Consider the following 22,855-nt stretch of genomic DNA (forward strand, 5'->3'; position numbering starts at 1 on the left):
GATCACTGGTGGCTCACGACATTGACCACGCGGCCGTTGGGGTCGCGGACGAAGAACCGGCGCACGCCCCACTCCTCGTCCTGCAGTGGGTGCACGATCTCCGCGCCCGCCTCGACGACGGTCGCGTACACCGCGTCCACGTCGTCCACCTCGACGCTCAGGTCGGGATGGACGGCCGCGGTGGCGTCCGCGCCCATGAGCGTCAGCTGGGCCGTCGGGTTCGACGGCGACGCCAGGGTCCTCACCCAGCCCAGGTTCATGACCTCCACGAAGCCGAGGAGGCCGTAGAACCTGCGGCTCCCGTCCAGATCGTCGGTGCGGATGTCCGGCACGACTCGGCGAATGGTCACAGCATCTCCTCACTCATGACTACATCGAACCCGTCGAGAGCAGCCCGCCGTCCACCCGGACCGTCTCGCCGGTGATCCAGGAGGCGGCGTCCGAGACCAGGAATCCGACCAGGTTCGCGACGTCCTCCGGCGACCCGAGCCGCTTCATCGGGTAGCCGGCCGCGGCCTGATCCTCGCCCGCCGCGACCAGGGCGGCCGCGAACTGCGTCTTCACGATGCCAGGGGCCACCGCGTTGACCCGGATCTTCGGCCCGAGCTGCCAGGCCAGTTCCTCGGTCAGGCGGATCAGCGCAGCCTTCGAGGCGCCGTAGGCGGCGATCACCCCGGTCGATCGCAGTCCGCCGACGCTGGCCAGGTTGACCACCGCGCCGCCGTGTTCGCCCATCCAGGCCTTGTATGCCTGCTGGATGTAGCCGAGAGCGGCGACCACGTTCACGTCGAAGATCTTCCTGACCGCGTCCAGGTCGGCATCCATCAGCGACCCGAAGACCGGGTTGATGCCGGTGTTGTTGACCAGGATGTCGAGCGAGCCCAGCTCGGCCACGGTCCGCGTGACCGCCTCCGCGCGCGCGTCCGCGTCGCCCGCGTTGCCCGCGATCGGCAGGACAACGGCCCCGGCGACGGCGGTACGAAGCTCCTGCGCGGCGGCCTCCAGCGGCTCCGGCTTGCGGGCGGTGATGGCGACCGCGGCGCCGCGCGCGAGGAATTCGGCCGCGATGGCCCGGCCGATGCCGCGGCTCGCGCCCGTGACCAGCGCCGTCTTTCCCTGCAGATCCTTCGGGTGCGTCATCTGCGGAACGTTAGCCGAATCACATCGCCGCGCAACTACCGCAGGGAATGTCACGGTAAAGTGGAGCGTTCTTGTGTCTCGTGCGCCGTCGGCGTTTGCCCGGCCACGAAAAAGTTTCCCGTTTCCATTTAGGAGTTCTAGTTGATTACCGCCACCGACCTCGAAGTTCGTGCCGGTGTGCGGACCTTGCTCTCCGCGCCGGGACCCGCCCTGCGGGTCCAGGCAGGCGACCGGATCGGCCTCGTCGGCCGGAACGGTGCAGGCAAGACCACCACGCTGCGCATCCTCGCGGGCGAGGGCGAGCCCTACGCGGGCTCGGTGATCCGCACCGGCGACCTCGGATACCTCCCGCAGGACCCCAAGGAGGGCGACCTCAGCGTCCTCGCCAAGGACCGGGTGCTCTCCGCGCGAGGCCTGGACACCATCATCCGGGACATGGAAAAGCAGCAGACCCTGATGGCCGAGCTGGTCGACGGCGCCGAGCTGGACAAGGCCGTGCGCAGGTACGGCGCGTTGGAGGACCGGTTCTCGTCCCTCGGCGGCTACGTCGCGGAGAGCGAGGCGGCCCGGATCTGCAACAGCCTCGGGCTCGCGGACCGGATCCTCGCCCAGCCGCTGCGCACGCTGTCCGGTGGTCAGCGCCGCCGCGTCGAGCTGGCCCGCATCCTGTTCGCCGCCTCGGACGGCAGCGGCGGCCGATCGGACACCACGCTGCTCCTCGACGAGCCCACCAACCACCTCGACGCCGACTCGATCACCTGGCTGCGCGGGTTCCTACAGAACCACGACGGTGGGCTCATCGTGATCAGCCACGACGTGGAGCTCCTCGGGGACGTCGTGAACCGGGTCTGGTTCCTGGACGCGGTCCGCGGCGAGGCCGACATCTACAACATGAACTGGAAGAAGTACCTCGACGCGCGCGCCACCGACGAGCAGCGGCGGCGGCGCGAGCGCGCCAACGCCGAGAAGAAGGCGGGCGCACTGCGGGTGCAGGCCGCCAAGCTCGGTGCCAAGGCGACGAAGGCGACCGCGGCCCAGAACATGGCCAAGCGCGCCGACAAGCTGATGGCCGCCCTCGACGAGGTCCGGGTCTCGGACAAGGTCGCGCACATCCGCTTCCCGGAGCCCGCGGCCTGCGGCAAGACGCCGCTGATGGCGAAGAACCTGACCAAGATGTACGGCTCGCTGGAGATCTTCGCGGGCGTCGACCTGGCCATCGACCGCGGTAGCCGGGTGGTCGTGCTCGGGCTCAACGGCGCGGGCAAGACGACCCTGCTGCGGATCCTGGCGGGCACCGAGCAGGCCAATGCCGGCGAGCTGGTGCCCGGTCACGGGATGAAGGTCGGCTACTTCGCGCAGGAGCACGACACCCTCGACGACGACGCCTCGGTGTGGGAGAACATCCGGCACGCCGCGCCGGACACGGGGGAGCAGGAGCTGCGCTCGCTGCTCGGCGCGTTCATGTTCACCGGCCCGCAGCTCGAGCAGCCTGCCGGCACCCTCTCCGGCGGTGAGAAGACGCGCCTCGCGCTGGCCGGCCTGGTCTCCTCGGCGGCCAACGTCCTGCTGCTGGACGAGCCGACCAACAACCTGGACCCGATCTCGCGCGAGCAGGTGCTCGACGCGCTGCGCAGCTACAAGGGTGCCGTCGTGCTGGTCACCCACGACCCCGGCGCCGCGGAGGCGCTGAACCCGGAGCGGGTCATCCTGCTGCCCGACGGCCAGGAGGACCACTGGTCGCAGGAGTACCTGGAACTGATTCAGCTGGCCTGATCGTTGCCGCGGCGCGGCGCGGGTGGCTAGCCTGAGAGTGTTCGCTCAAGTCCGCCGAATGACGGCACGCGCCGCGCGCGAGGGATTCGTGCGCACTCCTGTACGGAGGTCAGCCATGGCCGAGCTCACGCGACTACCCAAGGGCGCCCGGGTGTCTGGGGGTGCGCGGGAGGCCCTGCAGACCGAGCTGCGGGATCGCTATCAGTCGGGCACAAGCATCCGGACGCTGGCGGACGCCACCGGCCGCTCGTACGGATTCATCCGGGCCCTGCTCACCGAGGCGGGCGTGACGCTGCGCGGCCGCGGCGGCGCGAACCGCCGCGGCCGCCTCTCGCATTGATCGCGGGCGCCGATCGCGTCACTCCCTGCGGCGGACCGATTCCTCGACCAGGTCCAGCACGGCGGACAGGTTCTCGCCCGCGTGTCCCGACGCGATCCGGGCGATGAGCCCGTCGAGGACCAGATCGAGATAACCGACCAGCACATCGGTCGGGAGGTCGTCCCGCAGCCGGCCCGCGGACTTCTGGCGTTCGAGCCGGTTGATCGTCGCCTCGGTCAGTTCCGCGCTGCGCTGGGACCAGCCCCGCGCGAACTCGGGGTCGGTCCGGAGTCGGCGGGCGATCTCGAGCCGGGTGCCGAGCCAGTTGAACTGGTCCGGCTGGGCCAGCATGTCCCGCATGACCTGGACAAGGCCCTGGTTCGCGGCGACATCGGCCATCCGCATGGCGTCCTCGTGCGCGAGCGCGAGGAACAGGCCGTCCTTGTCCTTGAAGTGGTGGAAAATCGCTCCCCGCGAGAGACCGGTGGTCTCCTCGAGGCGGCGCACGGTGGCACCGTCGTAGCCGTACTCCGCGAAGCAGCGGCGAGCGCCGTCGAGGATCTGGCTCCGCCGTGCGGCGAGGTGGTCTTCGCTGACCTTCGGCACTAGGCTCCCTCCTTCGTCGGTCGCCCGTGAGTGTTTTCGGCCCTTCGCGAGATATGTCGCGTCATGCACTAAGCGCGCACGACCACGTTCCTCGGTCGGTAACTGTCCGCTGGAAGTGGTCGTGCGCGCTTAGTGCCGATCTGGGCCGAAAACACTCATGGGCGCGTAGCGCCTAGCCCTTGATCATGTTGCGGAGCACGTACTGCAGGATGCCGCCGTTGCGGTAGTAGTCCGCCTCACCGGGGGTGTCGATGCGGACGACCGCGTCGAACTCCACCTTGGTGCCGTCCGTCTTGGTGGCCGTGACCTTCATGGTCTTCGGGGTGACGCCCTCGTTGAGCTTGGCGATGCCCGTGATGTCGAAGGTCTCGGTGCCGTCCAGGCCCAGCGACGCGGCGGACTGGCCGACCGGGAACTGCAGCGGCACAACGCCCATGCCGATGAGGTTGGAGCGGTGGATGCGCTCGAACGACTCGGTGATGACGGCCTTGACGCCGAGCAGGCTGGTGCCCTTGGCGGCCCAGTCACGCGAGGAGCCGGAGCCGTACTCCTTGCCGCCGAGGACGACCAGCGGGATGCCGGCGGCCTGGTAGTTCTGCGACGCGTCGTAGATGAACGACTGCGGGCCGCCCTCGAGGGTGAAGTCGCGGGTGTAGCCGCCCGAGACGTCGTCGAGGAGCTGGTTGCGCAGGCGGATGTTCGCGAACGTGCCGCGGATCATCACCTCGTGGTTACCGCGACGCGAGCCGAGGGAGTTGTAGTCCTTGCGCTCGACACCGTTGGCGTCCAGGTACTGCGCGGCCGGGGTACCGGGCTTGATGGGGCCTGCCGGGCTGATGTGGTCGGTGGTGACCGAGTCGCCCAGCAGCGCAAGGACGCGGGCGCCCGTGATGTCGGTGACCGGGGTGGTCTCCATCGTCATGCCCTCGAAGTACGGCGCCTTGCGGACGTAGGTCGAGTTCTCGTCCCACGCGAAGGTGTCGCCCTCCGGGGTGGACAGGTTCTGCCAGCGCTCGTCGCCCTTGAAGACGTTGGCGTAGGAGTTGACGAACATGTCCTGGTTGATCGAGGACGCGATGGTCGCCTCGATCTCCTGCGTCGAGGGCCAGATGTCCTTCAGGAAGACGTCGTTGCCGTCCTGGTCCTGTCCGAGGGCATCGGTCTCGAAGTCGAAGTCCATGGTGCCTGCGAGACCGTAGGCGATGACCAGCGGCGGGGAGGCCAGGTAGTTCATCTTGACGTCGGGGGAGATGCGACCCTCGAAGTTGCGGTTGCCCGAGAGCACCGCGGTGACCGACAGGTCGTTGTCGTTGATCGCCTTGGAGATGTTCTCCGGCAGGGGACCGGTGTTGCCGATGCAGGTGGTGCAGCCGTAGCCACCGAGGTAGTAGCCGAGCTTCTCGAGGTACGGCCAGAGGCCGGCCTTCTCGTAGTAGTCGTTGACGACCTGCGAGCCCGGCGCCATGTTGGTCTTGACCCACGGCTTGGTGGACAGGCCCTTCTCGACCGCGTTGCGGGCCAGCAGGGCGGCGCCCAGCATCACCGACGGGTTCGAGGTGTTGGTGCAGGAGGTGATGCCCGCGACCACGACGGCGCCGTGGTCGAGCACGAACTCGCCCTGCTCCGGGGTGGTGACGCGCACCGGCTTGGAGGGGCGGCCCTCGGCGCCGTTCGCGGCCGACGCCACGGCGCCCGCACCGTCGTCGGCGAAGGACAGCGCGGCGGGATCGGATGCGGGGAAGGACTCCTCGACGGCCTCGTCCAGCTGGCTGTGGTCGGCTGCGGCGTGATCCTCCACGTAGGTGTGGATGTCGCGACGGAACGCGTTCTTCGAGTCCGAGAGCAGTATGCGGTCCTGCGGGCGCTTCGGGCCTGCGATGGACGGCACCACGGAGCCGAGATCCAGCTCGAGGTACTCGGAGTAGTTGGGCTCGGCGTCGGCGTCGTGCCACATGCCCTGTTCCTTGGCGTACGCCTCGACGAGCGCGAGCTGCTCCTCGCTGCGGCCGGTCAGGCGCAGGTAGTTCACGGTCTCCTCGTCGATCGGGAAGATCGCGGCGGTGGAACCGAACTCGGGGCTCATGTTGCCAAGGGTGGCGCGGTTGGCCAGCGGCACCTCGGCGACGCCCTTGCCGTAGAACTCCACGAACTTGCCGACGACACCGTGCTTGCGCAGCATGTCGGTGACGGTGAGCACCACGTCGGTGGCGGTCACGCCGGGCTTGATCTCGCCGGTCAGCTTGAAGCCGACGACGCGCGGGATCAGCATGGAGACCGGCTGGCCGAGCATCGCGGCCTCGGCCTCGATGCCGCCGACGCCCCAGCCCAGCACGCCGAGGCCGTTGACCATGGTGGTGTGCGAGTCGGTGCCGACGCAGGTGTCGGGGTACGCCTGGCCGTTACGGATCATGACGGTGGGCGCCAGGTACTCGATGTTGACCTGGTGCACGATGCCCATGCCCGGGGGGACGACCTTGAAGTCGTCGAACGCGCCCTGGCCCCAGCGCAGGAACTGGTAACGCTCGCCGTTGCGCTGGTACTCGAGGTCGACGTTGCGCTCGAGGGCATCGGCGCGGCCGAAGACGTCGAGGATGACCGAGTGGTCGATGACCATGTCGGCGGGGGAGAGAGGGTTGACCTTGCTCGGGTCGCCGCCGAGAGCGGTGACGGCCTCACGCATGGTGGCGAGGTCGACGATGCAGGGCACGCCGGTGAAGTCCTGCATGATCACGCGGGCCGGGGTGAACTGGATCTCGATGCTCGGGTCGGCCGACGGATCCCAGCTCGCGATCGAGCGGATGTGGTCGGCGGTGATGTTCGCGCCGTCTTCGGTGCGCAGCAGGTTCTCTGCCAGGACCTTCAGTGCATAGGGCAACTTCTCGGTGCCGGGAACGGCGTTGAGGCGGAAGATCTCATACGAGTTCTCTCCGACCTCGAGGGTTCCCTTGGCGCCGAACGAATCAATACTGGTGCTCACGTCAGCTCCACTCGTCATTGAGGTTCGCCGTCGACGGGGCTGTGCCGACGGCTGAAGCGAAGCGCATCGCGGCGGACCAAACGGTCACGCCGGGCGCATCGCGGCAAGTCTAACAGTACGCTTGTCCTGTGAGAATTTCGGGCATGTGCGTAGGGCGCATCGCGCCCGATCCGACACCTGTCGATTCTTGTCGACGGCACCGGCGGTCGCAACGCGGCAATCCCGGGTTTCGCCGCGCCGCGACGAGTGTCACGTAATGTGCATCGGGTCAGCAGCGATGGTCCCCATGCCGTCGTACCCGTAACCGCTGCATATCCCTCGACCCGATCCGGATGAAAGATGCCTGCTGCTCTCACCTCTGTGTTTCGTCCGGTCCTGGCTGACGTCCCCCCCGATATCGGCATCGACGCGATCCTGGCCGACGTCCAGGACGACGGGGTGTCGGCGCCCGCGAGTGATGTGGACGGGCTCAGGAGTGTCGTGGTCCGGGCCGAGCAGGACGGGGTCGAGCTGAGCGTCGTCGTGCTTGCGGCGAACCCGGTGCGGGATTCGCAACTGCGGGACATCGCGACCGAGGTGGGCAAGCAGGAGGGCGGCACCGTGCTGGTGCTGAGCCCGAGTTGGGTGGGTACCTACAGCGACACCCTCAGCCGGGTCACCGTGGAGGACGCGCAGGACAAGGCGTACACCGGAAACGCGGTGGCCTCGGCCGACAATTTCCTCGGCGCGATCACGCGGCCGGACCCGCCGTACGGGCTCATCACGGCGGCGCTGGTGCTGCTGGTCGGCGGCGTTGCCGCGGTGAGCTTTTGGGCGCGCTCACGGCGTTCGGCGGCCACCGTCGACGGCGACGTCGACGCTCGATAAGCCGACTCATTCGGGTGGCCGTCCGCGCCGCCTCGGAATCGATCCGTCCGCCGCGAGAAATCCCAACTCCGCGAATATCTTTCGCAACCGATTCGACAAACCCGCAGCTCACGGCGCCCCGTGGGTGTGCGAACCAGTGTTTTTCTTGTGACTAGAGTTCCACTAGTGGGCATTGTGTCGTACGATACTTTTGGCACTTATGGGGAAGAAGTGTCGCTTTGAGCAGCATGGCCACGCAAGTGGCGCGAGTTCGACGTTGGCCTGTTGACGTCGTGTGCTGCCGAGCTTGCGCGTCTTCCCTGTGCGGGTACGACCGAGCTGAGCGCTGATCCGTCCGGCTCGGTGGAGAACCGAGGGAGAGACCTGTGAGGCGAAGGGCACCGCGCACGAGGACTCGTAGTGCACAACTGTTCATCGGAATGGCGATAGTGGCCTCCTTGGTCACGGGAACCCCTGGACTGGCCGCCGCAGTGCCGCCGCCACCGCCGAATCCGAGCGAATCCGAACTGCAACAGGCCGGCCAGGGCGTCGACGAGCGCGTCGGTCAGGTCAGCACCCTCATCAACGACGTGGCCGCCGCCGACCAGCAGTTGCGCGCGCTAGACGATGAGGTCGCGATCAAGCGTGAGCAGGTGAACAAGGCGCTGGTCGACCTGCAGATGTCCCGTGACGCGGCCGCAGCGGCCGCGGGTGCGGTCGGCATCAGCCAGCAGGCCCTGCGGGACGCGGGCGCCCAGATCGAGTTGGCGCAGACCAGGTTCGACGAGTTCGCGGCCAGAACGTACAAGCAGGGCACCGGGCTCGCGTCCTTCGCGTCGTTCCTGGGATCGCAGGGGCCAGGGGACGTGCTCGACCGCGCCCAGGTGATGAAGATCCTCGCCACCAACAAGAATTCGGTGATGGACGCGCTGCAACGCGCGAGAACCGAACAGGCGAACAAGGATTCGTCGACCCGCGAGGCGAAGCAACAGGCGGATGTCGCCGCAGTCGCGGCCGAGTCCCGCAAGTCCGACGCCGAGAACGCCATCTCGGTCGCGAGGTCCGCGTTGGCCGAGCAGGCAGGCAAGAAGGCCGCGATCGAGGCGCAGAAGTCGTCGGCGGAGTCCGCGCTCGCGGCGGCAAGGGAGAACGTATCCGGGCTGCAGAGCCAGCGTCAGGCGTTCGTCAACTGGGACACCCAGCGGGCCGCCGAGCAGGCCGCGATCGCCGCCGCGGCGGCCGCTGCCCGAGAGGTCGCGGCCGCGGCCGCGGCGCGCGTCGCCGCAAACCAGGCGGCGAAGGACCGGGCCCGCGAGCTCGCCACGGGACAGCGCCCGCACACCCAGATCGAGGACGACACCGCGACCGATTACGGCACCGAGGAATCGGGCACCGTCGACTCGGAATCCGAGGAAGCCGAGTCCGAAGCGTCGGAGGAGTCCGAGGAGTCGCCGCCGGTCACCACGAAGCCGGTCAAGCCGAAGCCGAAGCCGAGCAAGCCCAAACCGGCCGTCACCGGCAGCGCCGCCGTCGAGACCGTGATCGACCGCGGGATGTCGCAGCTCGGTGTCACCTACGCCTGGGGCGGCGGCGACGAGAACGGGCCGACCCTCGGTATCCGTGACGGTGGCGTGGCGGACAGTTACGGCGACTTCAACAAGGTCGGTTTCGACTGCTCGGGCCTGATGATCTACGCCTTCGCCGGCATCGGCGTCTCGCTGCCGCACTACACCGGCTATCAGTACACCGCGGGCGAGCAGGTTCCGTCCTCGGAGATGCGACGCGGCGACATGATCTTCTACGGACCGAACGCCAGTCAGCATGTTGCGCTGTACCTTGGCAATGGGGAGATGCTGGAGGCGCCGCAGTCCGGTTCCATCGTCAAGGTGTCGCCGGTGCGCTGGGACGGCATGACCCCGTACGTGGTCCGAATGGTGTAGCGACCTGACCGCATTCCGGGACACGGAGGCGGATCGAGGCGATCGATGTGAAAGCGGTGGATTCTTGGTGACCTCAGCTGACGGGGCAACCGGCAGTACGGACGTGCAGATCCTCGAGAAGGTGATCTACGAGGTCAAGCGAGTGATCGTCGGGCAGGACCGGCTGGTCGAGCGCATTCTCGTGGGACTCCTCGCGAAGGGGCACGTGCTCCTCGAGGGCGTGCCCGGCGTCGCCAAGACCCTGGCGGTGGAGACCTTCGCGACCGTCGTCGGCGGTTCGTTCTCCCGCGTGCAGTTCACCCCGGACCTGGTGCCCACCGACCTGGTCGGTACCCGGATCTACCGGCAGGGCCGGGAGGAGTTCGACACCGAGCTCGGTCCCGTCGTCGCGAACTTCGTGCTCGCCGACGAGATCAACCGGGCCCCCGCGAAGGTCCAGTCGGCACTGCTCGAGGTGATGGCCGAGCGCCACGTCACCATCGGCGGCAAGACGTTCCCCATGCCGGAGCCCTTCCTGGTGATGGCGACCCAGAACCCGATCGAGAGCGAGGGCGTCTACCAGCTGCCCGAGGCGCAGCGCGACCGCTTCCTGTTCAAGATCCTGGTGGACTACCCGTCCGTGGAGGAGGAGCGCGAGATCGTCTACCGGATGGGTGTCGCGGCTCCCGAGCCGAAGCCGATCCTGGATCCCGCCGAGCTGATCCGCCTGCAGAAGGCCGCAAGCGCGGTCTTCGTGCACCACGCCCTTGTGGACTACGTGGTTCGCGTCATCGCGGCCACCCGTACCCCCGCCGATCTGGGCCTGACCGACGTGGCCGGGTGGATCGCGTACGGCGCCTCGCCGCGCGCGACGCTCGGCATCATCGCCGCCTCACGCGCCCTCGCGCTGATGCGCGGACGTGACTACGTGGTGCCGCAGGACGTGCTCGAGGTGATCCCGGACGTGCTCCGCCACCGCCTGGTGCTCTCGTACGACGCCCTCGCGGACGACGTCTCACCCGACGACGTCATCACCCGGGTGTTGCAGAGCGTCGGTCTCCCGCAGGTCGCGGCCCAGCCGGTCGCCCCGCCCGCGCAGGCGCCGAACGGAGCGGTCGCCCCGCAGGCGGCCCCGCAGTCCAACGGCACGCCGCAGCAACAGGCTGTCGCCGACCCGACCGCGTCGGTCGGTGGCCAGCAGCGGTGAGCGCCCCGGCTCATCGTGACGGCGGCGCGTTGCCCTCGTTCCGTTCGGGCGAGCTGCGCAACCCGGAGCTGTCCGCGGCCCTGCGCACTCTCGAGCTGACGGTCCGCAGGCGGCTCGACGGTGTCCTGCACGGCGAGCACCTCGGGCTGATCCCGGGGCCGGGCACCGAATCGGGTGACGCCCGCGAGTACCAGCCCGGCGACGACGTTCGCCAGATGGACTGGTCGGTGACCGCGAGGACGACGCATCCGCACGTGCGGATGTCCGTCGCCGATCGCGAGCTCGAGACGTGGCTGGTCGTCGACCTGTCCGCGAGTCTCGACTTCGGGACGACCGGGGCCGAGAAGCGCGACCTGGCGGTGGCCGCCGCGGCCGCCGTCACCCACCTCACCAGCGGGGGCGGCAACCGGATCGGTGCCATCGTCGCGACCGGCGAACGGACCGTGCGCATCCCCGCGCGCGGCGGCCGGTTGCACGCGCAGGCGATGCTCCGGAAGATCGCGACCACCCCGCACGCCCCGGACGGGGTGCGGGGCGACCTGCGCGGTGCGATCGAGTCGCTGCGCCGACCACAGCGCCGACGCGGGCTCGCCGTGGTGATCAGCGACTTCCTCGGTCCGATCGACTGGGAGCGGTCGATGCGCGCGCTGTCAGGCAGGCACGACCTGCTGGGCATCGAGGTCCTCGACCCCCGTGACCTGGAGCTGCCGGACGTCGGCGATGTGGTGCTGCACGACCCGGAGACGGGCCGGACCGGGGAGTTCCACACCACCCCGTCACTGCGTGCCGACTTCGCCGCGGCCGCGCAGGAGCACCGCCGCGCGGTCGAGCACACGCTGCGTGGCTGCGGGGCGCCCGTCCTGGCGCTGCGCACCGACCGGGACTGGATCGCCGATGTCGTTCGCTTCGTGGCGTCGCGCCGACACAGTTATGGTGCTCGGGTGAATCGGGTGCCGCGCCAGTGAGCTTCGCTGATTTCGCGTCCCCGCTGTGGTTGGCGTTCCTCGTGGTGGTGGCGGCCCTCGCCGTCGCCTACGTCCTCGTCCAGCGCACCAGGCACAAGCATCTGCTCCGGTTCTCCAACCTCGAGCTGCTCGAGAAGGTCGCCCCGTCGCGGCCAGGACGTTACCGGCACGTGCCCACCGCGCTGGTGCTGTGCGGACTGTTGCTGCTCACGGTGGCGCTCGCAGGCCCGACCTCGGAGAAGCGGGTGCCGCGGAACCGGGCCACCGTGATCATGGTGATCGACGTTTCGCTGTCGATGAAGGCCACCGACGTGGAGCCGACCCGGTTCGACGCCGCCAAGGCCGCCGCGAAGGACTTCGCGGACGGGCTGACGCCCGGGATCAACCTCGGGCTCGTCGCGTTCGCGGGTACCGCCTCGGTCCTGGTCTCGCCGACCATCAATCGCGAGGAGACCAAGACCGCGATCGACCACCTCAAGCTGAGCGAACGCACGGCGACCGGCGAGGCCATCTTCACCTCGCTGCAGTCGATCGAGACGCTCGGCGCGGTCCTTGGCGGCGGGGATCAGGCGCCGCCCGCGCGGATCGTGCTCCTCTCCGACGGGAAACAGACCGTCCCCGACGACCCGGATGCCCCGCGCGGCGGCTACACCGCCGCACGGGAGGCGAAGGAGAAGGGCGTGCCGATCTCGACGATCTCGTTCGGCACCACCTACGGCACCGTCGACATCGAGGACGAGCGGATCCCGGTCCCGGTCGACGATCCGTCGCTTCGCGAGATCGCGAACCTCTCCGGAGGTAGTTTCTTCACGGCGTCCAGCCTCGAGGAACTGCGCAAGGTCTACGACACCCTCGAGGAACAGATCGGGTTCGAGACGACCAGGGGCGACGCCAGCAGGCCCTGGCTCGTGCTCGGGGTGCTGTGCACAACGGCGGGCCTCGCCATGGCGCTGGTTCTGCGCCAACGCCTGCCCTAGCAGGGCCATGACCCGTCACAATTCCACCGACCGACGCCGATGCGGCGTACACGAACAGATAGGTTGATCGCATGTCGAACACCCCCTCTCCGTCCCGTTCCGTGCTCGTGACCGGAGGCAACCGCGGCATCGGCCTCGCGGTGGCCCAGCGTCTGGCGGCGGACGGCCACAAGGTGGCGGTCACGCACCGTGGGTCCGGGGTTCCCGAGGGCCTGTTCGGCGTGAAGTGCGACGTCACCGACGCGGAGTCGGTGGATCGCGCGTTCACCGAGGTCGAGGAGCACCAGGGTCCGGTCGAGGTGCTGGTCGCCAATGCGGGCATCACCGACGACACGCTGCTCATGCGGATGAGCGAGGAGCAGTTCACGAACGTCATCGACGCCAACCTGACCGGCGCCTTCCGCTGCGCCAAGCGGGCCAACCGAGGAATGCTGCGCGGCCGCTGGGGCCGGATGATCTTCCTCGGTTCGGTGGTGGGCATGGCCGGTCAGGCCGGGCAGATCAACTACGCCGCCTCCAAGGCCGGCGTGATCGGTCTGGCGCGCTCGGTGACCCGTGAGCTGGGTTCGCGGTCGATCACTGCGAACGTGGTGGCGCCCGGCTTCATCGAGACCGACATGACCGCCGATCTGCCGGAGGACATGAAAGAGATGGCAAAGAAGTTCATCCCGCTGCAGCGAGTGGGCAAGGCCGAGGAGGTCGCCGCCGTGGTCAGCTTCCTCGCCTCGGAGGACTCCGCATACGTCTCCGGTGCGGTCATCCCGGTGGACGGCGGCATGGGTATGGGCCACTAGGTCCGCTCGAAACATCACGCACCCAACGACTTTCATTCACAGGAGTAGAAACATGGGCGGACTGCTCGAAGGCAAGACCATCCTCGTCACCGGGATCATCACCGATTCGTCGATCGCGTTCCACGTCGCGAAGGTGGCGCAGGAGCAGGGTGCGAAGGTCATCATCACCGGGTTCGACCGGCTGCGGCTGATCGACCGCATCGCGCAGCGCCTGCCGCAGCCGGTGCCGCCTGCGATCGAGCTCAACGTGCAGGACGATGAGCACCTCGCGACATTGGCGGACCGCGTCCGTGAACTCGCGCCCGAGGGCATCGACGGCGTCGTGCACTCCATCGCGTTCTCTCCGCGCTCCGGCCTGGGTGCACCCTTCCTCGACGCGCCGTGGTCGGACATCTCGACCGCACTCGAGGTGTCGGCCTACTCGTACGCGTCGCTGGCGAAGGCACTGCTGCCGGTGCTCAACGACAACGCCTCGATCGTCGGCATGGACTTCGACCCGTCGCGGGCGATGCCGTTCTACAACTGGATGGGTGTCTCGAAGGCCACCCTCGAGGCAGTCAACCGCTACGTGGCGAAGGAGGTCGGCGTCCGTGGCATCCGCTCGAACCTCGTTGCCGCGGGTCCGATCAAGACCCTGGCCGCCAAGGCCATCGCGGGCGACAGCACCGGACCGGGTGCCGAGCTCGACAGGCTGAACACGGGTTGGGACGACGTCGCACCGATCGGCTGGAACGTCGATGACCCGACGCCCGTCGCCAAGAGCGTCTGCACGGTGCTCTCGGACTGGCTGCCCGGTACCAGCGCCTCGATCATCTACGTCGACGGTGGCTTCCACGCGATGGCCGGATAGGTACGAGCTCTCTCACCATGACCACCGAGTTCGATGCCCTGCTGCTGCTCTCCTTCGGCGGACCCGAGAAGCCCGACGACGTCCGCCCGTTCCTGGAGAACGTGACCAGGGGCAGGGGAGTGCCGCCCGAGCGCCTCGACGAGGTGGTCGAGCACTACCTGCACTTCGGTGGGGTGTCGCCGATCAATCGGCTCAACCGCGACATCATCGCCGCGGTGGAGTCCGAGTTCACTGGTGCGGGAATCGAATTGCCGATCTACTTCGGCAACCGCAACTGGCATCCGATGGTCGAGGACACCGTCGCTCGCATGCGCGACGACGGTGTCCGCTCGGCACTGGTGTTCCCCACCTCCGCGTGGGGCGGCTACTCCGGCTGCCGGCAGTATCACGAGGACATCGAGCGGGCGAGGTCCGCGGTCGGCGACGGGGCGCCCGCGCTGGTGAAGTTGCGCCAGTACTACGACCACCCCCTGCTCATCGCCGCGTTCGCCGAGGCGATAGTCGCGGCCCGCGAGCAGCTCCCCGCGGACCGGCGCGCCGGGGCCCGGCTCGTGTTCACCGCGCACTCCATCCCCGTCTCCGCCGACGCCTCGGCTGGTCCGCCCGCCGACGGCGGCCGGCTCTACAGCCGCCAGGTGGCCGAGGCCGCCCGGTTGTGCGCGGATGCAGTCGGTGTCGAGGAGTTCGACCTGGTCTGGCAGTCGCGGTCGGGTCCGCCGCAGATCCCGTGGCTCGAGCCCGACATCTGTGATCACCTCGACGCGCTGGCCGCGGCGGGCACCGAGGCAGTGATCGTGTGCCCGGTGGGCTTCGTCTCCGATCACCTCGAGGTGATCTGGGACCTGGACACCGAGGCCAGGGACAGGGCCGCCGAGCTCGGGCTTGGTTACGTCCGGGTCGGCACGCCGGGCACCGATCCGCGCTTCGCGCAGCTGGTTTCGGCGCTGGTGCGGGAGCAGTCGGACGGCGCCGCCCCGCAGCGGCTCGGATCGGAACCGCTGTACGGGGCGGGCGCGAACGGCGCCCTGTGTGCGGTGGCGTGCTGCGAGCCGCCGCGCAGGCCGCGGCGCTGACCGCTCGGATCAGGCGGAGATAGCCCTTCGCCGAGCCTGGAGGTGTCGACGATGCCGATGCCGAAACAGATGGAGCAGGCCGACCAGGGCGGGGTCAGCTGTAGGACGCGGAACTGATCACCGAGGATCCTCCTCCTCGGCCCGGCAGGTTGTCGACGTACCTCGTCGACGGTGTCGGGCCGGCGAACACCGGCGTAGTGTTCGGACCGTCGGAACCTGGAGAGGCGATGGTGCTGATGCGTACCGACGGAGACACCTGGGACATCGTGAGCAGCGTGGGCCGCACCGCATTGGGGGTGGCGACCTTCCGGGCGCTGGAATCGGAACGTCCCGATCCGCTGATCACGGACGGATTCGCGCGCTGGTTCGTGGAGGCGGCCGGTGACGAGCACTTCACCCGGCTGCTGGCCGACCCGTCCCCCCTCGAGAAGATGCCGTTCTTCTTTCCTGGCTTCATGGGTGTGCGGACCCGATTCTTCGACGAGTACTTCACCGCGGCGTCCGCCGACGGGGTGGCGCAGGCGGTGATCGTCGCGGCCGGACTGGACGCGCGGGCCTACCGACTGGACTGGGCGCCGGACGTGGCGGTTTTCGAGGTCGACCAGCCGAAGGTGCTGGCTTTCAAATCCGGCGTGCTCGCCGCGCACGGCGCCCGGCCGAAGGTCGACCGCAGGCCAGTCGCCGTCGACCTGCGCGAGGACTGGCCGACCGCACTGGAGGCCGGGGGATTCGACCCCGGCCGGCCGTGTGCGTGGTCGGCCGAGGGCCTGCTGCCGTATCTCCCCGGCGCCGCGCACGATGCGCTCTTCGAGCGGATCGACGGGCTCTCTGCTGCTGGCAGCCGGATCGCCCTCGACGGATTCGGTGCCGGGACGGACGTGAAACGGTTCCTTGCATTGCGGGACAAGTACTTCGGGGACAAGCAGTTGGACGACATCGATATCGCGTCACTGTTCTACGACGACGAACGGGCCGACCCGGCGCAGTGGTTGACCGACCACGGCTGGACCGTGCGGCGGTTCAGCCCGGTCGAACTCACCGCGGCCTACGGTGTGGAGGTCCCGGATCTTCCCGACGACCTCGCGGACCTGGCGCGGACTCCCGCGTACCTGACGGCCACGAAATAGCGGCCGGCTACACCCGCGGCCTGGCTGCTCGCACGGTCGCGGCGACCGCACCCAGGCGGGCCGCCCGGATCGTCGACCAGAGCGGCCGGAGGGTCTCCTCGCGTGCCGCCACGCCCGCGGCGGTCTGCGCTCGGAGTCCGGTTTCGCCCGCGACGGTGAGGATCGCGGCCACCTGGTCGGCGGTGTCGAAGATGCGCAGCGCGCGATCGGGGGTCGATTCGGGGTAGCTGTGGTACGAGAACTCCTCGAGCGCCTCGGCGACGCGGGCGCGCGGGTCGCGGTCGTCGGCGGCGAACCCGCCGCGCATCGAGGCGAGAGTGTCGGCGGCGTCGCGGACAGCGCTGCGCATCTCGAACTCCGCCTCGCCCAGCCCCATCTGTTCGACGGGCTGCGGGATGACCGGCACCGGGAAAACCGTCCAGCGCAGCACATCCGGCCCCTCCACGGTCGGCACGATGCCGGCCCCCGGCTGGCCGGGGGCACCGACAAGGATGCCCTCCTCGGCGTGGATGGCGGCCGCGGCGAAGTCGGTACCCGTGGGCAGCCCGCGGACATCGCCCGGCGCGGGCAACACAAGGGTGAGCTGGGTGTCCGGGTCCTCGGCGCTCAGCGTGCGGGCGATCCGCATCAGCACGATCGGTCCGTTGTCCTGGAGTTGCGGCCACGGCAGGTCCAGGCGCAGCGCGACCTCCGCGTCGCCGGCCCCGACCAGGTGCATGGGCGCCCAGGACTGGACGGCGTCGATGACGTCGTCGGGGGAGCTGGCCCCCGCGAGCCAGGACGCGGCCCACATGGTCAGGGTGGTGCTGGGACAGGACACGGTATTCCAGCATAGGTCGGCGTGGCGGGCGGCGACCAACCGAATCGGTGTCCTAGCGTTGTCGACCGTGAGTGCACGCGACATGTACGGCGGAAACATCTTCTCCGGTCACACCCGTAGCCGACGGCCGGAGTACCCGAAGGTCCCCGCGGACAAGGGGCTCGTGGTCGAGGACTCGGCGACCGGCTACTGCGGCGCGGTGGTCGGCATGGAGAAGACGTACGACGGCGACTACGTGCGCCTCGAGGACTCTCGACGCCAGACGCGACTGTTCGCCATGCGCGAGGCTGCCTTCCTGATCGACGGCAAGCCGGTGACCCTGGTGCGGCCGACCGCCGCGAAGAAGCCGGCGGCGGCCACCAGGTCCGCGTCCGGATCGACCCGGGTGGAGGGGCTGAAGGCCCGCACCGCGCTGCCGAGCCGGATCTGGGTGGAGGGCATCCACGACGCCGCGCTCGTCGAGCGGGTCTGGGGCCATGACCTGCGGGTCGAGGGCGTCGTGGTCGAGCACCTGGAGGGGCTCGACAATCTCGCCGACCGGCTGGCCGAGTTCCGGCCGGGACCGGGACGGCGGGTCGGCGTGCTCGCCGACCATCTGGTCGAGGGCTCGAAGGAGTCCCGGATGACACAGAACGTCGGACCGCACGTGCTGGTCACCGGTCATCCGTACATCGACGTGTGGGAGGCGGTGCGGCCCAAGGCGGTCGGCATCGCGGCGTGGCCGAAGATCCCGCGCGGGCAGGACTGGAAGACGGGAATCTGCCGCGAGCTGGGCTGGGGGACCCCACAGGACGGGTGGCGCCGCGTCTACGGCGCCGTGTCCAGCTTCCGCGACCTGGAGTCGCCGCTGATCGGCGCGGTCGAGCGGCTGGTCGACTTCGTCACCGCCACGGACTGATCCCGCGGTCGCTTCCCGGGCCGCACTCGCGGGGAACTCTGGTTAGATGGTGTTGTGGCAGCACTTGTCTGGCTGATAGCAGGAGTTTTGCTGGCCGCGGCCGAGGCATTGTCGGGGGATTTCTTCCTGCTGATGTTGGCCGGCGGCGCCTTTGCCGCGGCCGGGGTCAGCGCGGTGACCGACTGGCCGGTGTGGGTCGACGCCGTCGTGTTCGGTGTGGTCTCGCTCGCACTCGTCCTCGGGGTGCGGCCCGCGTTGCTGCGCCGCTTCGCGAAGCCGCCGCTGGTACCCACCAATGTCGAGGCGCTTGCGGGTAAGCATGCACTGGTGCTCGAGGAGGTTGCCGAGCACGCGGGCCAGATCAAGCTCGCGGGCGAGGTGTGGACCGCCCGCCCGCTCGACAGCTCCGAGGTGTATCCGCCAGGAACGACCGTGACCGTGATGGAGATTGACGGCGCGACCGCCGTCGTATGGAGGGGGCCCTAAATGGCCGCATTGATCGTTCTGGCCGTGATCGTGCTGCTGGTGGTGATCGTGGTGGCGAAGTCGGTCGCCCTGGTCCCGCAGGCGGAGGCGGCCGTCATCGAGCGGCTCGGCCGCTACGCGAGGACGGTGTCCGGCCAGCTCACCTTCCTGGTGCCGTTCGTGGACAGGATCCGGGCCAAGGTCGACCTGCGCGAGCGGGTGGTGTCCTTCCCGCCGCAGCCGGTGATCACCCAGGACAACCTGACCCTGAACATCGACACCGTCGTCTACTTCCAGGTGACCAACCCGCAGGCCGCGGTGTACGAGATCAACAACTACATCGTCGGCGTGGAGCAGCTGACCACCACGACGCTGCGCAATGTGGTCGGCGGCATGACCCTCGAGGAGACGCTGACCTCCCGCGATTCGATCAACGGGCAGCTCCGCGGGGTGCTGGACGAGGCCACCGGCCGCTGGGGCCTGCGCGTCGCCCGCGTCGAGCTCAAGAGCATCGACCCGCCGCCGTCGATCCAGGAGTCGATGGAGAAGCAGATGAAGGCGGACCGCGAGAAGCGGGCGATGATCCTCACCGCCGAGGGGCACCGCGAATCCGCCATCAAGACCGCGGAGGGCGACAAGCAGTCACGGATCCTCGCGGCCGAGGGTGCCAAGCAGGCGTCGATCCTCAGCGCGGAGGGCGAGCGACAGTCCCGCATCCTGCGTGCGCAGGGTGAGCGGGCCGCGAAGTACCTGCAGGCGCAGGGCCAGGCGAAGGCGATCGAGAAGGTCTTCGCGGCCATCAAGGCAGGCAAGCCGACACCGGAACTGCTTGCGTACCAGTATCTTCAGACACTGCCGCAGATGGCACAAGGCGACGCGAACAAGGTGTGGCTGGTGCCGAGCGACTTCGGGGATGCGCTGAAGGGCTTCGCGCGGACCCTCGGGGCGCCGGGGGAGGACGGGGTGTTCCGCTACGAGCCGAGCCAGGTCCAGGAGGACCTGCCCAAGCCGGAGGACGATTCGGCGGAGGTCGCCGACTGGTTCGAGATGAAGGCGGACCCGACCGTCGCGCGCGCGGTCGCGGCGGCGGAAGCCGTTGCGCGCCAACCAGTCGACACCTCACTGGTGCCCGAGCACCAGCTCGAGCCGCAGCGTCACGAGTCGGGCGAGCTGCCCGCGGGCCCGGCGGATCCGGGTGGGCAGCTGCCGCCCGCGTAGCCGGATGCGGTCGCTCAGGTCGGCGTGGGTGCGGGTCGACCGACGACCGATTCGACGACGCTGAGGACGGCGGCCGCGAGACGCTCGGTCTCGCCGTCGCGGACGTAGTGGAGCACCATGTCGGGGTTGATGGCTGCCAGCAGGACCGGGGCCACTGCCTCGGCGTCGAGATCTGGTCGGGCATCCGCGAGCAGAGCGGCGATGTGCCCGTACCAGAATCCGTGAATCGCCTCGGTGTGCGCGTCGGGGGTGGCGTCGTCGTAGGCGATCATCAGCTCGACGTTGTCCGCGACCAGTCGGAACATCGCGTCGAAGTACGCGAGCAGTCTGTCGGCTGCGGGCGCGCCGGGTCCCAGCGGCGGCTCGCCGCTCACGACCGCGTCGCGCAGGTTGTGCGCGCGCTCGAGGACCAGGGCCTTCATCAGCCCGGCGCGGCTACCGAACCGGTGGAAGACGGTTCCCTTGCCGACGCCTGCCGCCGCGGCGATCTGCTCGATCGAGACGTTCTCGGCGCCGAACTCGCTCAGGAGCTCACTGGCCGCATCGAGAATCGCGCGCCGATTTCGGGCGGCGTCGCTGCGCTCCCGCGTTGATCCGCTACCCACCCGTGTACCTCCGTTGACAAGTTGACCTTCGGTCCATAACGTGACTCTCGTCCGACAACTGGACCGGCGGTCAAATTAGGGAGTGTCGATGCGGGCAATAGTAATGACATCGGTCGGTGGGCCCGAGGTCCTCGTCGAGCGGGACGTGCCCGCACCGCAGCCCGGGGTCGGTGAGGTGGTGATCCGAGCCGAGGCGATCGGGGTCCATTTCGCCGAAACGCAGCTCCGCTCAGGGATCTTCCCGTCGCCGGCCGTCCCGCCGTTCGTCTTCGGGGGCGAGGCGGCGGGGACGGTCGTCGAGGTGGGCGCGGGCGTCGACCGGGGCATGATCGGCGCGCGGGTGATCGCGACGACCGATGGCACCGGCGCCTACGCCGAGCGGGTGGTGGCCGCGGCCGCCGCGGCCGTCCGAGTCCCCGAGGGGTTGTCGTTGACCGACGCGGTCGCGGTGGCGGTGCCGGGTGCGGTGGCGTTGACCCTGCTGCGTGCCGCTGACCTGAGGGGCGGTGAGGTGGTGCTCGTGGAAGCCGCCGCGACGGGAGTCGGCGCGTACCTGACGCAGTTGGCCGGAGAGTTCGGCGCGGCGCGCATCCTCGCGACCGCAGGGGCAGCCGACAAGCGCGACCGGGCGCGCTCGTTCGGCGCCGACGACGTGATCGATCACTCCGACCCGGAATGGCCGGGCCGCGTGCGCGACGTCCTGGGCGATGCGACCATCGACGTCGCGTTCGAGTCGATCGGCGGCGAGTCCGCGGCGCAATTGCTGGATCTGATGACCCCGCTGGCGGGCCGAATGCTGTTCTACGGGTTGCTGAGTGGTCGCCCGGCGGCCATCGGGTCCGCGGACCTGATGCCGCGAGGGCTCACGCTCGCGGGCTGTGGCGGGCCGGCCTGGCTGGGGCGTGTCGCGGCGGCAAGGACCGAGATCCTCGAGCGGGCGGCCGCCGGAACCGTCACACCCGTGGTCGACTCGATCCTTCCACTCGGCGACGCCGCGCTGGCGCACGAGAAGATCGAGAAGCGGGCCGCCACGGGGAAGGTGATCCTGGCGCCGACGGTCTAGGTCCTTGAGCGTCTGAGTGCTTCAGTGTCTAGGTGCTTCAGCGTCTAAGTGATGAGCGCCTTGGCGACCCCGCACACCGCCACCGCCCACAGCACGCTGGTGAAGGTGCCGATGATGAACTGTTCGGACGCATGGGGTTCGCGCAGTTCCGGGTAGCGCGCCAGGCCCTTGACTGCGAGCACGATCGCGAGGCCCTCGGGCCAGCCGGCCAGGATCGCCACCGCGACGGCGCTGCGCTCGAGCACGCCGATGATCCGGCCGCCGCGCAGCGGGCCCTCACCGGCGATGCGAGGAGAGAGCATGGCGGTGTCGGGCGTCGGTCCCGCATCCTCCTGACGCTTGGCGATGCGAAATGCCGCGCGTACCAACGGTGCTCCGCCGGTGGTAGCGGCCAGGACGGCGAGTACCAGGGTCGCGCCGAGCGCGAATCCCGTGACGGGCCGGGTCGCGGTGGCGGCGAGCGCGGCGCCGCCGAGGGCGAGCGTCGCGATGGTCGGGCTGATCCACAGCCGAATCCGGCCGCTCGCGAGCACCACGGGGGCGACCGCGGCGAGGCCGAGCAGGATCAGGGCGAGCGTGGTCATCGGGCGGCCTCCTGGAGAAGTCGCAGGGCGAGGGTGCGTCCGGCGCACTCCGCCTGCCATCCGGCCACGGCCAACCGCTGCGAGATGGCCTGTTTGCTGATGCCGAGCCGCTCCGCGGCCTCGGCCTGGGTGAGTCCCTCCCGCATCGCGGCGACCGCGTCCCGACCCGGCTCGGACCGCCTCGACACGAGGACGGACACCAGCATGAGGGCGGTTTCCGCATCGGCGGCGGAGGGGGCGTCGGGCCCGGTGACGGCGACCGAGCCGGGCAGGTTCTTGGCGCGATCGACGGCGTCCCTTGCGGCCTCGAAGGCCTGCCCGCGTCCGGCTCGGGTGCTGGCGGGCAGGGGGCTCTCGACGGGGCCGACGCCGATCCCGACGCTCCAGTACCCGCGTGTCGCCAGTTCGAGTGCGAGGTCGACGACCACATCGGCCCGCTCCGCCACCGCCTGTACCTCGTCGCCCGCGGTGCGCTCGAAGGGGCGTAGCAGCGGTGCGTCGGCGAACTCGCGCAGGATCGGATCGACGCGGTCGACGTCGCGGCGGCTGCCACGCTGGTCGACCGTCATGACGAACATCTATCAAGGCTAGAAACTGGATCCTATGACGTCAAGGTTCATAACTTGATT

The 22,855-nt window shown here is 69.3% G+C and carries 23 protein-coding genes; 15 read left to right on the forward strand and 8 right to left on the reverse strand.

The annotated features are described in order from the left end of the window. Positions 1–2: 2 nt before the first annotated feature. Positions 3–350 (reverse strand): VOC family protein, encoded by a 348-nt coding sequence (locus tag JOE46_RS04040; RefSeq protein ID WP_209926328.1) that lies wholly within the window; start codon positions 348–350, stop codon positions 3–5. Positions 351–369: 19 nt separating this feature from the next. Next, entirely contained in the window at positions 370–1,140 is a 771-nt protein-coding gene (locus JOE46_RS04045) for an SDR family oxidoreductase (protein WP_097209832.1), read from the reverse strand. A 141-nt stretch (positions 1,141–1,281) separates the two neighbouring features. On the opposite strand from JOE46_RS04045, the gene JOE46_RS04050 reads away from it, so the two are divergent. After that, positions 1,282–2,913 (forward strand): ABC-F family ATP-binding cassette domain-containing protein, encoded by a 1,632-nt coding sequence (locus tag JOE46_RS04050; protein WP_209926329.1) that lies wholly within the window; start codon positions 1,282–1,284, stop codon positions 2,911–2,913. Between the two features lie 115 nt (positions 2,914–3,028). Further along, on the forward strand, positions 3,029–3,253 hold the full coding sequence (locus tag JOE46_RS04055) for a helix-turn-helix domain-containing protein (RefSeq protein ID WP_077041561.1): 225 nt from the start codon (positions 3,029–3,031) through the stop codon (positions 3,251–3,253). Between the two features lie 18 nt (positions 3,254–3,271). Here the strand turns inward: JOE46_RS04055 and JOE46_RS04060 are convergent, their stop codons facing one another. Further along, entirely contained in the window at positions 3,272–3,838 is a 567-nt protein-coding gene (locus tag JOE46_RS04060; protein ID WP_077041562.1) for a TetR/AcrR family transcriptional regulator, read from the reverse strand. Positions 3,839–4,010: 172 nt separating this feature from the next. Further along, positions 4,011–6,815: an aconitate hydratase gene (locus tag JOE46_RS04065; RefSeq protein WP_209926330.1), complete on the reverse strand. Its 2,805-nt coding sequence runs from the start codon at positions 6,813–6,815 to the stop codon at positions 4,011–4,013. Positions 6,816–7,154: 339 nt separating this feature from the next. Here JOE46_RS04065 and JOE46_RS04070 point away from each other — a divergent pair, with 339 nt between their 5' ends. From JOE46_RS04070 to JOE46_RS04110, 9 genes are all read left to right on the forward strand, one after another. Further along, positions 7,155–7,682, forward strand: coding sequence for a DUF6676 family protein (locus tag JOE46_RS04070; RefSeq protein WP_097209830.1), 528 nt, complete (start codon positions 7,155–7,157; stop codon positions 7,680–7,682). A 419-nt stretch (positions 7,683–8,101) separates the two neighbouring features. Further along, positions 8,102–9,601 carry an NlpC/P60 family protein gene (locus tag JOE46_RS04075; RefSeq protein ID WP_097209829.1) on the forward strand — a complete coding sequence of 500 codons (1,500 nt, stop codon included), beginning with the start codon at positions 8,102–8,104 and terminating at the stop codon, positions 9,599–9,601. A 64-nt stretch (positions 9,602–9,665) separates the two neighbouring features. Continuing rightward, positions 9,666–10,787, forward strand: a complete 1,122-nt coding sequence (locus JOE46_RS04080) for a MoxR family ATPase (RefSeq protein WP_136909387.1) — start codon at positions 9,666–9,668, stop codon at positions 10,785–10,787. Next, positions 10,784–11,752, forward strand: a complete 969-nt coding sequence (locus JOE46_RS04085; RefSeq protein ID WP_209926331.1) for a DUF58 domain-containing protein — start codon at positions 10,784–10,786, stop codon at positions 11,750–11,752. Before JOE46_RS04080 ends, JOE46_RS04085 begins: the two co-directional genes overlap by 4 nt. Then, positions 11,749–12,729: a VWA domain-containing protein gene (locus JOE46_RS04090; RefSeq protein ID WP_097209826.1), complete on the forward strand. Its 981-nt coding sequence runs from the start codon at positions 11,749–11,751 to the stop codon at positions 12,727–12,729. The genes JOE46_RS04085 and JOE46_RS04090 overlap by 4 nt, the downstream gene beginning before the upstream one ends. Positions 12,730–12,800: 71 nt before the next feature. Beyond that, complete coding sequence (fabG1, locus tag JOE46_RS04095; protein WP_097209825.1) at positions 12,801–13,523, forward strand: 3-oxoacyl-ACP reductase FabG1; 723 nt, start codon at positions 12,801–12,803, stop codon at positions 13,521–13,523. Between the two features lie 52 nt (positions 13,524–13,575). Continuing rightward, a complete protein-coding gene (gene inhA / locus JOE46_RS04100) occupies positions 13,576–14,373 on the forward strand; it encodes an NADH-dependent enoyl-ACP reductase InhA (RefSeq protein ID WP_097209824.1) in 798 nt (265 codons plus the stop codon). A gap of 17 nt (positions 14,374–14,390) precedes the next feature. Next, complete coding sequence (locus JOE46_RS04105; RefSeq protein WP_209926332.1) at positions 14,391–15,446, forward strand: ferrochelatase; 1,056 nt, start codon at positions 14,391–14,393, stop codon at positions 15,444–15,446. Between the two features lie 236 nt (positions 15,447–15,682). Continuing rightward, a complete protein-coding gene (locus JOE46_RS04110) occupies positions 15,683–16,573 on the forward strand; it encodes a class I SAM-dependent methyltransferase (RefSeq protein ID WP_097209973.1) in 891 nt (296 codons plus the stop codon). A 7-nt stretch (positions 16,574–16,580) separates the two neighbouring features. Here JOE46_RS04110 and JOE46_RS04115 read toward each other — a convergent pair whose 3' ends face one another. Continuing rightward, a complete protein-coding gene (locus tag JOE46_RS04115) occupies positions 16,581–17,393 on the reverse strand; it encodes a hypothetical protein (protein WP_209926334.1) in 813 nt (270 codons plus the stop codon). A gap of 67 nt (positions 17,394–17,460) precedes the next feature. Between JOE46_RS04115 and JOE46_RS04120 the strand changes: the two genes are divergently transcribed. From JOE46_RS04120 to JOE46_RS04130, 3 genes are read left to right on the forward strand one after another with little or no spacing between them, the layout of a single operon-like run. After that, complete coding sequence (locus JOE46_RS04120; protein ID WP_257016970.1) at positions 17,461–18,291, forward strand: DUF3097 domain-containing protein; 831 nt, start codon at positions 17,461–17,463, stop codon at positions 18,289–18,291. A gap of 54 nt (positions 18,292–18,345) precedes the next feature. Beyond that, positions 18,346–18,777: an NfeD family protein gene (locus tag JOE46_RS04125; RefSeq protein ID WP_097209820.1), complete on the forward strand. Its 432-nt coding sequence runs from the start codon at positions 18,346–18,348 to the stop codon at positions 18,775–18,777. Beyond that, the gene (locus JOE46_RS04130; protein WP_097209819.1) at positions 18,778–19,974 is read left to right on the forward strand and encodes an SPFH domain-containing protein; all 1,197 of its coding nucleotides are present in this window, start codon (positions 18,778–18,780) and stop codon (positions 19,972–19,974) included. A gap of 14 nt (positions 19,975–19,988) precedes the next feature. On the opposite strand, the gene JOE46_RS04135 is transcribed toward JOE46_RS04130, so the two are convergent. Further along, positions 19,989–20,579, reverse strand: a complete 591-nt coding sequence (locus JOE46_RS04135; RefSeq protein ID WP_097209818.1) for a TetR/AcrR family transcriptional regulator — start codon at positions 20,577–20,579, stop codon at positions 19,989–19,991. A gap of 88 nt (positions 20,580–20,667) precedes the next feature. On the opposite strand from JOE46_RS04135, the gene JOE46_RS04140 reads away from it, so the two are divergent. Beyond that, on the forward strand, positions 20,668–21,642 hold the full coding sequence (locus JOE46_RS04140) for a zinc-binding dehydrogenase (RefSeq protein WP_209926336.1): 975 nt from the start codon (positions 20,668–20,670) through the stop codon (positions 21,640–21,642). A 44-nt stretch (positions 21,643–21,686) separates the two neighbouring features. Here the strand turns inward: JOE46_RS04140 and JOE46_RS04145 are convergent, their stop codons facing one another. Then, positions 21,687–22,226 carry a hypothetical protein gene (locus JOE46_RS04145; protein WP_209926338.1) on the reverse strand — a complete coding sequence of 180 codons (540 nt, stop codon included), beginning with the start codon at positions 22,224–22,226 and terminating at the stop codon, positions 21,687–21,689. Then, entirely contained in the window at positions 22,223–22,804 is a 582-nt protein-coding gene (locus JOE46_RS04150; RefSeq protein WP_209926340.1) for a helix-turn-helix domain-containing protein, read from the reverse strand. The genes JOE46_RS04145 and JOE46_RS04150 overlap by 4 nt, the downstream gene beginning before the upstream one ends. Positions 22,805–22,855 lie beyond the last annotated feature (51 nt).

It is taken from the genome of Rhodococcus sp. PvR099 (genome assembly GCF_017833315.1).
GTDB lineage: Bacteria > Actinomycetota > Actinomycetes > Mycobacteriales > Mycobacteriaceae > Rhodococcus_G > Rhodococcus_G oryzae.

Coding starts and splice junctions, on each gene's coding strand:
- JOE46_RS04045 (WP_097209832.1), bottom strand. CDS start 1,140: ATGACGCACCCGAAGGATCTGCAGGGAAAGACGGCGCTGGTCACGGGC.
- JOE46_RS04055 (WP_077041561.1), top strand. CDS start 3,029: ATGGCCGAGCTCACGCGACTACCCAAGGGCGCCCGGGTGTCTGGGGGT.
- JOE46_RS04070 (WP_097209830.1), top strand. CDS start 7,155: ATGCCTGCTGCTCTCACCTCTGTGTTTCGTCCGGTCCTGGCTGACGTC.
- JOE46_RS04075 (WP_097209829.1), top strand. CDS start 8,102: ATGGCGATAGTGGCCTCCTTGGTCACGGGAACCCCTGGACTGGCCGCC.
- fabG1 (WP_097209825.1), top strand. CDS start 12,801: ATGTCGAACACCCCCTCTCCGTCCCGTTCCGTGCTCGTGACCGGAGGC.
- inhA (WP_097209824.1), top strand. CDS start 13,576: ATGGGCGGACTGCTCGAAGGCAAGACCATCCTCGTCACCGGGATCATC.
- JOE46_RS04105 (WP_209926332.1), top strand. CDS start 14,391: ATGACCACCGAGTTCGATGCCCTGCTGCTGCTCTCCTTCGGCGGACCC.
- JOE46_RS04110 (WP_097209973.1), top strand. CDS start 15,683: ATGCGTACCGACGGAGACACCTGGGACATCGTGAGCAGCGTGGGCCGC.
- JOE46_RS04130 (WP_097209819.1), top strand. CDS start 18,778: ATGGCCGCATTGATCGTTCTGGCCGTGATCGTGCTGCTGGTGGTGATC.
- JOE46_RS04140 (WP_209926336.1), top strand. CDS start 20,668: ATGCGGGCAATAGTAATGACATCGGTCGGTGGGCCCGAGGTCCTCGTC.
- JOE46_RS04145 (WP_209926338.1), bottom strand. CDS start 22,226: ATGACCACGCTCGCCCTGATCCTGCTCGGCCTCGCCGCGGTCGCCCCC.
- JOE46_RS04150 (WP_209926340.1), bottom strand. CDS start 22,804: ATGTTCGTCATGACGGTCGACCAGCGTGGCAGCCGCCGCGACGTCGAC.